Origin of the sequence: Marinobacter salsuginis, assembly GCF_009617755.1 — a bacterium.
Classification (GTDB): Bacteria; Pseudomonadota; Gammaproteobacteria; order Pseudomonadales; family Oleiphilaceae; genus Marinobacter; species Marinobacter salsuginis.
This window is the reverse complement of the sequence record NZ_BGZH01000001.1, coordinates 2,439,911-2,454,239: the sequence shown is the minus strand read 5'-3', so window position 1 is coordinate 2,454,239 and position 14,329 is coordinate 2,439,911. Positions and strand designations below refer to the sequence as shown.

At 58.7% G+C, this 14,329-nt stretch carries 13 protein-coding genes; 11 read left to right on the top strand and 2 right to left on the bottom strand.

Translation table 11 applies throughout. From position 1 onward, the window contains the following. Positions 1-10: 10 nt before the first annotated feature. Positions 11-1,990 carry a 4Fe-4S binding protein gene (locus GJU83_RS11125; RefSeq protein WP_153634354.1) on the bottom strand — a complete coding sequence of 660 codons (1,980 nt, stop codon included), beginning with the start codon at positions 1,988-1,990 and terminating at the stop codon, positions 11-13. Positions 1,991-2,132: 142 nt separating this feature from the next. On the opposite strand from GJU83_RS11125, the gene GJU83_RS11120 reads away from it, so the two are divergent. The 9 genes from GJU83_RS11120 to GJU83_RS11085 all read left to right on the top strand — a co-directional run bounded on the left by GJU83_RS11120 (position 2,133) and on the right by GJU83_RS11085 (position 9,527). Beyond that, entirely contained in the window at positions 2,133-2,711 is a 579-nt protein-coding gene (locus GJU83_RS11120) for a DUF3305 domain-containing protein (RefSeq protein ID WP_069182754.1), read from the top strand. After that, positions 2,711-3,358, top strand: a complete 648-nt coding sequence (locus tag GJU83_RS11115; RefSeq protein WP_153634353.1) for a DUF3306 domain-containing protein — start codon at positions 2,711-2,713, stop codon at positions 3,356-3,358. The genes GJU83_RS11120 and GJU83_RS11115 overlap by 1 nt, the downstream gene beginning before the upstream one ends. A gap of 109 nt (positions 3,359-3,467) precedes the next feature. Continuing rightward, on the top strand, positions 3,468-4,079 hold the full coding sequence (locus tag GJU83_RS11110; protein ID WP_069182752.1) for a TorD/DmsD family molecular chaperone: 612 nt from the start codon (positions 3,468-3,470) through the stop codon (positions 4,077-4,079). A 40-nt stretch (positions 4,080-4,119) separates the two neighbouring features. Beyond that, positions 4,120-4,311: a twin-arginine translocation signal domain-containing protein gene (locus GJU83_RS11105; protein WP_153634352.1), complete on the top strand. Its 192-nt coding sequence runs from the start codon at positions 4,120-4,122 to the stop codon at positions 4,309-4,311. Between the two features lie 91 nt (positions 4,312-4,402). Then, positions 4,403-7,288 (top strand): formate dehydrogenase subunit alpha, encoded by a 2,886-nt coding sequence (locus GJU83_RS11100; RefSeq protein WP_153634351.1) that lies wholly within the window; start codon positions 4,403-4,405, stop codon positions 7,286-7,288. Positions 7,289-7,303: 15 nt separating this feature from the next. Next, complete coding sequence (fdh3B, locus tag GJU83_RS11095; RefSeq protein ID WP_069182749.1) at positions 7,304-7,912, top strand: formate dehydrogenase FDH3 subunit beta; 609 nt, start codon at positions 7,304-7,306, stop codon at positions 7,910-7,912. Between the two features lie 88 nt (positions 7,913-8,000). Further along, the gene (locus GJU83_RS11090) at positions 8,001-9,173 is read left to right on the top strand and encodes a formate dehydrogenase subunit gamma (RefSeq protein WP_153634350.1); all 1,173 of its coding nucleotides are present in this window, start codon (positions 8,001-8,003) and stop codon (positions 9,171-9,173) included. Next, positions 9,170-9,295 (top strand): hypothetical protein, encoded by a 126-nt coding sequence (locus GJU83_RS19130; protein ID WP_264754179.1) that lies wholly within the window; start codon positions 9,170-9,172, stop codon positions 9,293-9,295. The genes GJU83_RS11090 and GJU83_RS19130 overlap by 4 nt, the downstream gene beginning before the upstream one ends. Next, positions 9,288-9,527, top strand: a complete 240-nt coding sequence (locus GJU83_RS11085) for a sulfurtransferase TusA family protein (RefSeq protein ID WP_153634349.1) — start codon at positions 9,288-9,290, stop codon at positions 9,525-9,527. Before GJU83_RS19130 ends, GJU83_RS11085 begins: the two co-directional genes overlap by 8 nt. Before the next feature lie 46 nt (positions 9,528-9,573). Here GJU83_RS11085 and GJU83_RS11080 read toward each other — a convergent pair whose 3' ends face one another. Continuing rightward, positions 9,574-10,128 carry a hypothetical protein gene (locus GJU83_RS11080; protein WP_228715178.1) on the bottom strand — a complete coding sequence of 185 codons (555 nt, stop codon included), beginning with the start codon at positions 10,126-10,128 and terminating at the stop codon, positions 9,574-9,576. A 255-nt stretch (positions 10,129-10,383) separates the two neighbouring features. Between GJU83_RS11080 and GJU83_RS11075 the strand changes: the two genes are divergently transcribed. Beyond that, positions 10,384-11,958, top strand: coding sequence for an NADH-quinone oxidoreductase subunit L (locus tag GJU83_RS11075; RefSeq protein WP_153634348.1), 1,575 nt, complete (start codon positions 10,384-10,386; stop codon positions 11,956-11,958). After that, the gene (locus GJU83_RS11070) at positions 11,958-14,327 is read left to right on the top strand and encodes a YbcC family protein (RefSeq protein ID WP_153634347.1); all 2,370 of its coding nucleotides are present in this window, start codon (positions 11,958-11,960) and stop codon (positions 14,325-14,327) included. The genes GJU83_RS11075 and GJU83_RS11070 overlap by 1 nt, the downstream gene beginning before the upstream one ends. Positions 14,328-14,329 lie beyond the last annotated feature (2 nt).

Genomic DNA, 14,329 nt, shown 5'->3' with positions numbered 1-14,329 from the left:
TGTCTATCAATCAATTGTCCCGGTAGTCATCACTGGTACGGACCCTGGGTCTGGCGGCGCCAGCCATGGGCGCCGTGTCGCCATGGAACTGTGCCTTCACCCGGCAGTCGTCGCACATCTTGATGAGCTGGACATTATCAGATTTGGTGTACATCCAGTGCTGGTTCTCCAGCTTTTCGACAATCCGGTTGATGGTACTGGCCACACCAAACGGTTTGCCGCACTGGATGCACTCGAACGGTTCTTCGCCATGCAAAGCCCTCGGGCTGAGCGCAGCCTTTGACAGATCCAGCTGCGGCTTGAGCGTAATCGCCGTTTCGGGGCAGGTGCTGTCGCAGATACCACACTGCACACAGGCGTTCTCGGTAAATTGCACTTCCGGCCGGTCCGGGTGATCCCCCAGTGCGCCGGTGGGGCACAGGGAAACGCAGGCAAGGCACAGAGTGCATTTGTCTGAATCGATCTCGATGGCACCGTACGGCGCACCCTTGGGCAGCGGGATCGGCTCGTCCACCTTCTCCGCCATGGCTGTGGCGGTCACCCGGGTAATGTCGCGACGGCCGCCCACCAGCAGCACCGGCTCACTGACCCGTCCCGCGTTGTCGCCCGGCGCGGACAACTCTATGGCATCAATCACCCGAACCCGGCTTGGCGAGTTATGGGTGCCTTTGAGCATGGCCTGGGCCAATTCTACTTCGGCCGCCAGGGCCCGACGATCCAGTTCGTTGTCTGCCAGAATCAGCACTTCGGCATAACCGGCACCGAACGCCGCCATGATCTCGGCGTGGCCAATACGGTCCACATGTTCCAGTCCGAGTGGGATCAGATCGTCGGCCAGGCCATCGTCGTAGCGAGCCAGGTAGGTGATGGCTTCCGAGCCGGCGCCCAGGGTATGGAATACCAGGCGTGGCGATTCGTGAGTGTGCTCGCGATAGGTCTTCGCCATCACGTCCATGACTTTGACTATCGCCTCGTAGGGCGTTTCGTTCATGGTGACTGCGGATGTGGGGCAAACCGCCGCGCATGAGCCACAACCTGCGCAGATGTCAGAATCGATCTGGATGTGGTCGCCGGCAGAGAAGATCGCTTCCGTGGGGCAAACGTCCAGGCACCGGGTACAGCCCGGCTTGTTAGCCCGGGAATGGGCACACAGGGACTCTTCCAGCCGGAAAAAGACGGTTTTTTCGAACTCGCCCACCATTTCCCTGGCTGTGAGGGCAATGCGTTCCAGCTCGCCGGCTTTGTTCGGATCGGCCCAGAAATACCCATTGCGCTTCTCGTGGCTGGGGAAGGCCTGCGCGCCACCGCGCAGATCAATAAACACGTCGCACTCGCTGCGAGCCGTTGTCTGCGCCGGCGTGTAACCCAGCTCACCCCGACCGGCCGGATGCAGGGTCTGCAACCCGGCGAACTCCAGCTTGAAGTTGCCGAGGGCGCCATAAGCGCTAGTCAGTTGACCCTTGGCCACGTCGTAGGCGGCCGATGGCAACTGGATGGGGCCGGCATCGTTGACCACACAGGTAACGCCCAGCTCATCCTGTACCAACCCGGCCATGCGAATGGCTTGCTCGGTGGGGCCTACGATGCAACAGACGCCGTTGGACTGAATGCTTTTCGCCGGGGCGGTGGGCCCTGGCAACTGGGCTGCGGCCACCAGGGCCGCCTGTTTGGCTTCCAACCGCTTGGGGTTGGCATCGGCAGAACTCCAACCCGCCCGGTCACGTATATCGATGGTGTGCAGTGGCGCTACATGCTGGATCTCGGCGTGAATGTCCTCGGCCAGGCGCTCGAACAGCGCTGCCTGCTGGCCACAGGCGATAAGCACGTCGTTGCTGGCGCCCAGGTGCTCGGCTGCGACTTTCATATCGTTGCCGCACAGCTGGTCTACCGCGACGACCTGCTCGGCACCCGCAACCGCCTGAAGGGCCTCGGAATTGAAGCCCTGGCTCTTGTCGCAGGTGCACAGCAATAGAGATTTTTTTGATGTCATCAGGAACTTTACTCTGTTCGTTGTTGTTATACGTATACGAATCACTCTCTTATTTCGAGCATGCCACAGCCATCTACTTTCGGACAATTGGATAATTGTTGGAGCCCTGCTAGCTTTTATCTATAACAAAAAGAGACACATCATGAGCAGTAGAACCGATCACTGGAAACGAGCATTGCAGGTGGGTGCCGTTGTTCGCCGATCGCCGGGGGTAACGCGGTGGGCGAAACACGTCTGGAAACCTGTTGCTGTCATCCCCGGGGCACCGGACGCCTTCTGGAAAGAACTGGTACGCGAGGGCGAGGTGGTCGATTACCACGCCGGCACGGTCACTATGGAGCTGTTCCGTGCCGATGTCGAAGGTTATCTCGTCTCCCTCAACATGAGCACGCCTTCCGTCTGGATCATCCTGGACCGTGACGTCACCGGTCAGTCGCCCTCAGGCTGGGCGGTCAGCACCGTTACCGCCAGCGCCCACGAGGCTCTGGACTCCCTGGACAGCGGCGAAAGCATTGTTGAGGCCGTGCCTATTCCGGAATCCCTGGCCGCCTGGATCAAGGAATTTGTCGACATGCATTACATCGAGGAGCCGTTCAAGAAACGGCGCCGGGATGAGGTGCGCGTGGACGCTGTGGAAGACGCCAAGGGTGATCCACGTATTCGGCAGGAAAGCGATGTGTACCGGGCTCCCGCCAACATCAAGAAACCCAGGTTACAGTAATGGTTGAATCACGCTGGCAGCGCTGGGCGCGCAAAAAGGCCGAAGCCAACAGAACGGTAGAACCCACGCCGCCTCCGGCGCCGGAGCAAGCCGAACCGGCCCCGGAGGAACAGGAACTCGCCGTTAACGAGAGCCTGTCTGAACCGGAGCTTCTGGAGAAGTACGGACTGCCAGATCCCTCGTCCATTGAGATCGGAACGGATATCACCGGTTTCATGCGCAAGGAAATACCCGAGTTCCTGCGCCGAAAGGCCCTGAGAAGCCTCTGGAAATCCAATCCGGTGCTGGCTGTTCTCGATGGGCTGAATGACTACGACGAGGATTACACCCTGGCGTCGACGGCCGGGCAAACCGTGAAATCACTCTATCGGGTCGGCGAAGGGCTGGTGGATAAAGCCAAGAAAGCGGCGGATGTCATTGATGAACCAGTGCAGTCGTTGGCTCAACCCTCCCCGGCCGATGCCGAATCCCCGGTCACCGGTCAGTCGGAAGCTGACGGGCATGGGGATGAACAGGCAGCCATTGAGCAGGACGACCATACCGGGCAGGCGGAGCTGACCAACCGAGTGACCGCACAACCGGAGAACAGCCAATCAGAAGAGGTGCCGGAACCGCGATTCCGCCCTCGCATGCGTTTTGACTATTAGCAGAATGCATTTCACCTATTGGCGAAATAAACGTGGCTTACCCCACTATTCTCGTTTGTGCACTAAGATAGTGTGAGAGAGCGCACATAATAATTAGAAGGAAAACGACTTGACTGACACGGCCGAAATCCAGTGCCCGCGCTCAATCACTGACGAAGATAGAGCGCGGGCCCAAATCTATCAGCTGCTGGGCGTCCTGCTTGACCGACCACCCTCGGCGGAATTGCTGCAAGGTCTGGCCTCGTTGCAGGGGGACGACACACCCCTGGGCACCGCCTCGAAGAACCTGGCCAAGCTCGCAGAGCGCACCAACCCCTACGATCTCGAGCGGGAGTTCAACAACCTGTTTGTCGGTCTGGGCAGGGGGGAGCTCCTTCCCTATGCCAGCTACTACCTCACCGGCTTCCTGAACGAAAAGCCCCTGGCCGAGCTCAGAAGCGATTTGCGGTCACGTGGTATCAAAGCCCGCAGCGACGTCAAGGAACCGGAAGACCACATCTGCACCCTGTGTGAAATCATGGCCGGGATTATCACCGGCGAATTTCCCTGCGACAGCGGTGTGGCCTCCCAGAAAGCTTTTTTTGATGCCCATTTGGCGAAGTGGGCAGAACTGTTTTTTACCGACTTGGAAGAAGCGCAAAGTGCCATCTTCTACGCGCCGGTGGGCTCGCTTGGCCGAGCCTTCATGGCAGTGGAAGCCGAAGCCTTTGCAATTCAGTAACCGGGACCGACAGGTCCCTTAACCCAGGGGGAGGTGTCCAATGGACAACCCGAAGCGTGAAAACAGCCGTCGCCATTTCCTGAAAATGGCCGCTTTCGCAGCTCCGGCTGCGGTGGCAGCGACGGTTGCACCGAACGCCGCAGCCGAGGTCGTCAGAACAGACGCACCGAAAAGCCGCGGATTACGTGATACCGAACACACACGTAAATATTTCGAATCGGCTCGCTTTTAACGGTGGTCTGAGTTGATCAAGGTTGCGAAAGGCCCTTGAGAGACTGAGCTTTCCGGAAAAACGAGAATAATAAAAGAGAGAGGTATACGACATGTTAAGGAAGAAGACCAACGGGGTAGCGAAAGGCCCCCGTGCAGGCTCTTTGCTTTCTTCTCTCGCTGCGAAAACGCTGGATCGTCGTCAATTCCTGACAACGTCTGGTGTCGCAGTGGGTGGTCTGGCGGCACTGTCGCTGACATCGGGTCGGGTTGAAGCGGCAGCTCCAGCCACCGGTGGCGGTGAAGTGGTCGTCAAGAAATCGGTGTGTACGCACTGCTCGGTCGGCTGTACCGTCGAGGCGGAAGTACAGAACGGCGTCTGGACCGGCCAGGAACCGGGCTGGGACAGCCCCTTCAACATGGGCGCTCACTGCGCCAAGGGCGCATCGGTTCGGGAGCACGCCCACGGCGAGCGCCGTCTGAAGAGTCCCATGAAGATGGTCAACGGCCAGTGGCAGAAGATTCCCTGGGACCAGGCCATCAACGAAATCGGCGACAAGATGCTGCAAATCCGCGAGGAGAGTGGTCCCGATTCCGTTTACTGGCTCGGCAGTGCCAAGTTCAACAACGAGCAGGCCTACCTGTTCCGGAAGTTTGCCGGCTACTGGGGCACCAACAACGTTGATCACCAGGCCCGTATCTGTCACTCGACCACGGTTGCCGGCGTAGCCAACACCTGGGGCTACGGCGCGATGACCAACTCCTACAACGACATCCACAAGTCCAAGGCGATCTTCATCATCGGGGGCAACCCCGCTGAAGCGCACCCGGTGTCGCTGTTGCACGTACTGAAGGCGAAGGAAGAGAACAACGCTCCGCTGATCGTCTGCGATCCGCGCTTCACTCGCACAGCAGCCCATGCCGACGAGTTTGTGCGTTTCCGTCCGGGCTCAGACGTTGCGCTGGTGTGGGGCATTCTCTGGCACATCTTCGAGAACGGCTGGGAAGACAAAGAGTTCATCCGTACCCGTGTATACGGCATGGAGGACATCCGCGAGGAAGTGAAGCGCTGGAACCCCGAAGAAGTGGAGCGTGTTACCGGTGCGCCTGGCGCACAGCTTGAGCGTGTAGCTCGCACTCTCGCCAACAATCGGCCCGGCACTGTCATCTGGTGCATGGGTGGTACCCAGCACACCAACGGTAACAACAATACCCGCGCCTACTGCGTGCTGCAGCTGGCCCTCGGCAACATGGGCGTAGCAGGCGGCGGTACGAACATCTTCCGCGGCCACGACAACGTTCAGGGCGCAACGGATCTGGGCGTGCTCGCCGATACACTGCCGGGCTATTACGGACTGTCTGCTGGTTCCTGGGCCCACTGGGCTCGAGTCTGGGAAGAGGACCTCGACTGGCTGAAAGGCCGCTTTGCCGTTATGGATAAAGACGGCAAGTCCCGGGCCATGATGAACGAGAAGGGCATTCCGGTCTCCCGCTGGATTGACGGTGTTCTGGAAGCCAAGGAAAACCTTGAGCAGCCGGATAACACCCGCGCCATGGTTCTGTGGGGCCACGCGCCCAACTCGCAGACCCGGATGACAGAAATGAAGGAAGCCATGGAGAAGCTCGACCTGCTGGTCGTGGTTGACCCCTTCCCCACTGTCTCTGCGGTGTTGCATGATCGTAAGGAGGGCGCATACCTGTTGCCCACCACGACCCAGTTCGAGACTTACGGCTCGGTGACCGCTTCCAACCGCTCACTTCAGTGGCGGGAGAAGGTGGTTGAACCGCTGTTCGACTCCAAGGTCGACCACGAAATCATGAAGCTGTTTGCGGACAAGTTCGGCTTTACCGATCGCATGTTCCGCAACATCGCCATTGACGGAGATGAGCCGTCGATTGAAGACATCACCCGCGAATTCAACCGCGGCATGTGGACCATCGGCTATACCGGCCAGTCTCCAGAGCGCCTCAAGAAGCACATGCAGTATCAGCATCACTTCGACAAGACCACACTGCGTGCCGTGGGTGGACCTTGCGATGGTGATTTCTATGGCATGCCGTGGCCGTGCTGGGGCACCCCCGAGATGAACCATCCGGGCACCGCCAACCTGTACGACATGTCCTTGCCAGTCTCCGAGGGCGGCCTGACGTTCCGGGCCCGTTTCGGTGTTGAACACAACGGCCAGAACATTCTGGCAGACGGTGTTTACTCCAAGAACTCGGAAATCAAGGATGGCTACCCCGAGTTCACCATGCAGATGCTGATGGACCTGGGCTGGGACGGCGATTTGACCGCCGAAGAGCGAGCCAGCATCGAAGCAGTGGCAGGCCCCTCCACCAACTGGAAAACCGATCTCTCCGGCGGTATCCAGCGAGTGGCCATCAAGCACGAGTGCGCGCCGTTCGGCAATGCCAAGGCCCGTGCCATCGTCTGGAACTTCCCGGACCCGGTACCGCTGCACCGCGAGCCCCTGTACACCAACCGTCGCGACCTCGTGGCCGACTACCCGACCTACGAAGACAAGACCTTCTGGCGGGTTCCGACCATGTATGAATCCATCCAGCAGAAGGACTTCAGCAAGGAGTTCCCGATCATCCTCACCTCCGGTCGTCTGGTTGAGTACGAGGGTGGTGGTGACGAAACCCGCTCGAACCCCTGGCTGGCGGAACTTCAGCAGGATATGTTCATCGAGATCAATCCGCGCGACGCCAACAATCTGAACGTCCGTGATGGCAGCGACGTCTGGGTGCACGGTCCAGAAGGAGCCAAGATCAAGGTCAAGGCCATGGTCACAGAACGGGTCGGAGAAGGCGTGGCGTTCATGCCATTCCACTTCGGCGGTCATTATCAGGGCAAGGACCTGCGGGACAAGTATCCCAAGGGCGCCGACCCCATCGTTCTGGGCGAATCCACCAACACGGTTCAAACATACGGGTACGACTCGGTCACGCAGATGCAAGAGACCAAAGCCACCCTGTGTTCGATCATGCCGGCATAACAAGAGGTGTAGACCATGGCACTTGAAGGACAAGCAAGAGCAAAATTCCTTTGCGACGCCGAGCGCTGCATCGAATGTAATGCATGCGTAACGGCCTGTAAGAACGAGCACGAGGTTCCCTGGGGCATCAACCGTCGCCGGGTGGTAACCATCGAAGATGGCAAGCCGGGAGAGCGTTCGATCTCTGTAGCATGCATGCACTGTTCAGATGCGCCTTGCATGGCTGTCTGTCCGGTGGATTGCTTCTACCAGACCGAAGACGGTGTCGTGCTCCACTCCAAGGACCTGTGTATCGGTTGTGGCTATTGCTTCTACGCATGCCCGTTCGGTGCGCCCCAGTTCCCGCAAGCGGGCAACTTTGGCAGCCGGGGCAAGATGGACAAATGCACGTTCTGTGCAGGCGGTCCGGAAGAAGACAATTCCACTGTTGAGTTCCAGAAGTACGGTCGTAACCGTATTGCTGAGGGCAAACTGCCGATCTGTGCGGAAATGTGCTCAACCAAAGCCCTGTTGGCCGGTGACGGCGACGAGGTTGCGGATATCTATCGCCAGCGTATTGTGAACCGTGGTTTCGGTTCCGGTGCGTGGGGATGGGGCACTGCCTACGAGAAGAAGGGTGCATAAACTGGCCTGACGGATTTGGGGCTCTTCGGAGCCCCGAATTCGGTTACGGCATAGATTTCTTCTTGCTGATTCCGCTGGAGTGCTCTAGATGAACAAAAAACTGATAGGCGTCGTCGCCCTGGTGCTAGCGACGCTGTTATTCAATCCTGCCTGGGCGCAGGACATTCCCGAACCGGAACGAAGCGCAACCGGTGGGGCTCAAACCCTCGAAGACATCCTGCGACGCCAAAAGCAGCTGGAAGTCGACGACAGTTTCCGCTCTCAGAATCTTGGTAATCCGGAGAACGCACCCTCTGTCTCGGCGCCTTTGGGAACCCGGGGCGGCGTCTCCGATTCGGAAAACTGGCGGGCTATCCGCTACAACGAAATTGAGCCAACCACTCAGGTACGCGGCCCAGCCGCCGATGTGCTGATTCAGGACGGCGGCATGCCCTGGTGGAAGCTTCGGGAAGGCCCGATGATCACCTATGGCGGCGGCGCACTGCTCGCGATCATCGGCCTGCTGGTGGTGTTCTATTTCGTTCGCGGCAAAATCATGATTGATGGCGGGCCTGCGGGTACCACCATTGAGCGGTTCAAGGCTGTCGAGCGCTTTGGTCACTGGTTGCTGGCCGGCTCGTTCATCGCACTCGGCCTGACCGGGCTGATCACCTTGATGGGACGCAGCTTCCTGATTCCGGTTATGGGGCCGGACGCGTTTGCCACGTTGGCAGCCGGTTCCAAATGGCTGCATAACAACGTGGCCTGGGCATTTATGCTCGGCCTGGTGATGACCTTCGTGATGTGGGTTGCCCACAACATACCCAACAAACTCGATTGGCAGTGGATCAAGGCTGGCGGCGGTATCTTTACCAAAGGCCACCCTTCCGCCAAGAAGTTCAATGCTGGCCAGAAGATCATTTTCTGGACGGTGATGATTCTGGGCGTCTCGGTATCCCTGTCAGGTCTGTCACTGCTGTTTCCGTTCCAGATGCCGATGTTTGCCGACACATTCGCGGTGATCAACAGCATTCTGGGAACCAGCTTCCCGACCGATCTCGCACCCCATGAAGAGATGCAATACGCGAACATCTGGCATTCGATTGTAGCGTTTGTGATGATGCTGGCCATCATTGCCCATATCTACATCGGCTCTGTCGGTATGGAAGGCGCGTTCGACGCCATGGGCAACGGGCAGGTTGATCTCGAGTGGGCTCGCCAGCACCACGACCTGTGGGTAGCTGAAGTTGAGGCCAAACAAGGCAAAGGAGGATCATCGTGAAGGTCATGATTTCCGCGTTTGTCGCAGCTCTGCTGATTGCTACGGCGGCACCGCTGGTGCTTAACCAGTTTGGCTGGTCGTCGGCCGCACAAACCAGCGCCGAGAGCGTTCGCCTTGACTGATCAGTCTGAGGTATACCAGATCGACGCCGTCGGTCTGGTATGCCCCCTTCCCGTCCTGCGCTTCAAAAAACGGGTCAAAGACCTGCCCAGCGGTACACAGGTAGATTTTCTGGCGGACGACCCCACCGGCCGCAAAGACCTGCAAGCCCTGTGTGAGATCACTGGCCACCGGATTGAGTGGACTCGGGAAGAAAGCCACGGCGTTACCCGCTATCGAATTCGCCTCGCCTGATGGCCGATTTCGGAAGACACCTCAAGCCCGTAGAAAGAACGCATCTTTAATGGCCCCCACGGGGATGTTTGCGGGCCTCCAGATTCCCCAGCGACATCTGCACATCACGCTCGGACAGTTCTGGCAACTCTTCAAAATCTGACACCTGGGGAAAATCCGCATCAATGATGGTCGCGAGGGTGGTGTCTATGCAGAGGGTATCCGCTATGGCCTGATGACAACCTGGCATCAGGATCGCCCTGATCTCGCCGATTTCCCTGGTCCCCGTTTCCACATCGCCAGAGCGACTGGCGCTGATCACGGTGAGTTGCTCCCCCCAATTTACGGTGCGGCCGTCAATAGCCCTCGCCTCGATTGCCTTGCAGGCTGTCAGCGTTGCTTCAAGGAGCGTCCGGAAATTCGCAGATTCGGCCAGCCGCTCAGCTTTCTCGCGAGCGCTCCGCTGGTTGTCAGATAGCAGTAGGATGTATGGCGTATTATCCACGAACACACCCCAGTATTCGGTCATCATGGCTTCGGGCGTGGGGTGGTATAGCCCGGCCGTCAATGTGGAGTGCTTTTTCCTTCGAGCCAGGAATGCCCCCTTGTTTTCACGATCCACTTCTTTTGCCTCGGTCTTTTCCGGTTGTCACTGCTAAAACGCCTTTTCGAGGAACGGCGACCGGGTTACTGCCGCCAACCCCCTGTGGCTGTCTCTTTTAACGAGGCCAAAAGATGGTGTTTGAAGAAAGGTTTTACAAACCACAGGCCAATTGTTCTTTAATTTAGAACGCTTCGATCGGATATATATATTTTTGTTCACATAAAAACTTTCGGATACTACGCGTACACACACGTTTGATTCCGAGGCCCTCACATGTTCGACGTTCAGGCGATCGAATCCTTGTTCTACCTGCTGGTCCCGCTGCTTTACGGCGCCGGGGCCGTGGCGACGGGGTTTGCAACCAAACCGAACAACCTTCTCGTACGATCGCTGACCTTCAAACTCGCCTTCGTTTCCGCTGTGGCCGCCGCCATTACAAGTTGGTTGTGGCCCGTAGCTGGCGTCTGGTTCAGCCACGGGCCACTGGCCTCTATCATGTTGTTGCTGATCACTCTGCTGGGAATGGTGCTGGGGCGTTTCTCGGAACGGTATCTTGCGGGGGATCCGGGCCAGCGCAGCTTTATGGTCTGGCTGCAGGTGATCCTTGCCAGTGTTGCCTTCATCGCGATCACCAACCATTTGCTGGTGTTCCTCATCAGTTGGATCGCCATCAGCATCAGCCTGCATCAGTTGTTGATGTTTTTCCCCGATCGTCCGCGTGCCGCCCTCGCCGCCCACAAGAAGTTCATTTTTGCGCGCATTGCGGAGCTCTGCCTGGGCGCGGGGTTCCTGCTGCTTTATGTTCAGTACGACACGCCGTTCATTGATCGAATCCTGGCACAGGTTTCAGCGTCACCAGAATTGCCCGCCGCAGCGCACGCTGCCGCGATCCTGATGGCGGCGGCGGCCCTCTTCAAATGCGCGCAAATGCCTTTCCACGGTTGGTTGATCCAGGTGGTTGAATCGCCCACGCCGGTCTCCGCCCTGCTTCACGCTGGCGTTGTGAACCTGGGTGGTTTCCTGATGATTCTGATGGCGCCTCTGATTGTCCAGGCAAGCGCTGCCCAATGGCTTTTGCTGTTGGTAGCGGGCCCCACGGCGGTCTTTGCCAGCCTTGTCATGATGACGCGCATTTCCATCAAGGTGAAACTGGCCTGGTCGACTTGCGCCCAGATGGGCTGGATGCTGGTTGAATGCGCTCTGGGTCTATACGAGCTGGCACTCCTGCACCTGGTGGCCCATTCCGCCTACAAAGCCCACACCTTCCTCAATGCCGGCAACACGGTTGAGTTGTCGATGAAGAAACGACTGGTTGCGATCAACGAGCCCGGGCCGCGGCAGTGGCTAACAGCTGCTTCTTTTGCGGCCCTGTTCATGCTGCCGACGATTTTCCTGGCCAACGAGTCAGCGCCGGCGGATCTGTTTTCATGGGTCGTGCCGGGCATCGCGTTGACGATTCTGCTTTCAGAGTTCCTGTCTGCATCAGGCGGCGTTCTTACCCTTGGCAGGGGCTTACTCCTTGGAGCGGTTTTCTGGGCGTTGTACTGGCTGCAGAAAACCTTCTTTGGTCTGGTGCTGACACCACCCCATAGTCAGGCGGGCCTGGAAGCCGTGGGGTTTGTCGTTGTTCTTATCGCTCTGCTCGTGCGCGGCTATTACCAGATCCGCTATCACCGGTTCACCTCCGCAGGCGCCAGGCTTTACCGATTTCTGTTTGCCGCGGGCTACCTTGATGAGTGGTCCACACGCCTGACCCTGAAAATCTGGCCAGCAAAACTGCCTGATGTGGTGCGTCCCAGGGCCATGGTCAGCGTTTCTTCAACTTCCGGTTCCAGGGAGTCTGCATAATGCAAGCAAGGCAACTCGATCCATCGATTGAACAGAACAGACAGACACCGGAGTGGCAGGCAGCTGTCTCGGATGCCTGCCGGCGAATCGCACCGTCCTGGCCCCTGGATCAGATGATCGCGGTCAACCCGTTCTGGGAAATGCGGGACTTGCCCTTTTCCAGAGTCGCCTCTCGTATGGCGGCACTCAATGGCACCTGCTGCCAGAATCAGGCAGCGCTTGATCATCAGGGTAATGGCGTAGTCGACGCCGAGACCGCCAGCATGCCGGAGCACTGGCAGAACCTCAGCGCGCAACTGGATCGCAACCGCGATACCGCTCATCACGTGGGTTGGCAGGATGAGGTTGTACACCAGATCAGCCAGTTCTGCGGCGACTACTTCCAGCGCCTGGATGCGGGAGATTTCAAAGCGGATGCACAGGATCTGTATCACAGCTGGCTGGAGATGACCCGCGCGGACCGTGGCATTGCCATTGTTATGGAAGAGCCATCCCTGCCTTCCCAATTTCAGGTTCTGCCCAATGATCATGAAAAACTGATCACCGACGCGTTCAACGCTCTCGCGGCGCAACCCTCCTACACTGCCGATTATGCCCACGCGCTACTGTTGGATATCAACGGGTGGTCATCCTGGGCCGCTTACCTGCGCTGGCAGGCACGGCTGCGAGGCAGCGAGGAGGACCTTCTCCCGGGCCTTCTGGCCATCCGGCTGGCCTGGGAGCTGGCCATCTGGCGGCATGTCCAGCACGTTGGCGGCGCCATCTTCGCTGAGCTGAAACGGGACTGGCTGAAACAGTGGGACGCCTGGCCGGAAATGCAGGAAATCCATGAGCAGTCTCAAACCACAGGTTGGCACCAGCTGAGAGAAGCGGAGGCCGCCTATCAGTTACAGCTGGCTGACAAGCTTCTGTCAAAGCCGGAAAAACCGTTGCCGGGCGACGAGCCCCTCAAACTGCAGGCCGCATTCTGCATTGATGTTCGCTCGGAGGTCTTTCGCCGTGCACTGGAAGCCCAGGACCCTGCGATCCAGACACTCGGGTTCGCCGGTTTCTTCGGGCTGCCGATTTCGTATCGCCCCAAGGGCACTGAATTTTCCCGGCCCCAACTGCCGGGACTGCTGGCACCCGCGCTTGAAGTCACAGAGGCCGAATCCTCCGGCCGCTTCAGCCAGCAATCGTTGGCTAACCATACCCACTGGTCACAGTTTTCCAACGCGGGTCCGGCCAGTTTTAGCTTTATAGAAAGTATGGGGCTGGCAGGTCTGGGGCGTATGGTTCGCAAGACCTTTTTTGGCAAGTCATCGGCCAAGCCCGTGGACCAGCTCCATAAAGGACATACCAACTTCGAGATCCGCCAGAATGGCACCCTTTTGGGAGCTAAAGAGAAAACGGAACTGGCTGGCGGTATCCTCAGGGCCATGACCCTGACCGACCGGTTTGCCCCGACAGTATTGCTGGTCGGGCACGGCAGCAGCACCCGCAACAACCCCCACGCCGCCGGCCTGGACTGCGGCGCCTGCGGCGGCCAGACCGGCTCGGTGAATGTTCGTGTGCTTGCCGACATGCTGAACGACAAGGACGTACGTGCGGCCCTGGCGGAACAGGGTCTCTCGATTCCTCCCGAAACCCGCTTCGTGGGAGCACTGCATAACACCACTACCGACGAGGTCGAGTGCGCCGGTGAGGTTCCCGACGACATCCGGAAATTCCTGGCCAAGGCCGGAGCCCAGGCCCGTCGCGAACGCGCCGTTCGTCTGGGTGTCGCAAGCGACAACGACGTGGACAGCGCCATCAGAAAACGCAGCCAGGACTGGTCCGAAGTACGCCCGGAATGGGGCCTGGCCGGCAACGCCAGCTTTATCGTGGCGCCTCGCTCGGCCACCCGGCACCTGGATCTGGGTGGACGCAGCTTCCTGCACGATTACCGCTGGCAGAACGATGAAGGGTTCAAGATTCTTGAGCTGATCATGACCGCGCCCATGGTGGTCACCCACTGGATCAACCTGCAGTACTTCATGTCGGTCACCGACAACCTGCATTACGGCAGCGGCAATAAAGTGCTGCACAACGTGGTTGGCGGTCACCTGGGTGTGTTTGAAGGCAACGGTGGTGATCTGCGCATCGGTTTGCCGCTGCAGTCCGTACACGATGGCGAACGCTGGGTTCACGAACCCCTGCGCTTGAGCGTGTATCTGGCCGCACCGAAAGAAGCCATTGCCGAGATTGCCCAGAAGCACCAGGTCGTTCAGGACCTCATCGACAACGACTGGCTGTATCTGTTCCGGATTGACGATGAGCAAACCTCGATCGAGCGTTTTTACAAGAATCAATGGCACGCCATTGCGGTCAGCCCGACCAGCAACCCGTGAGA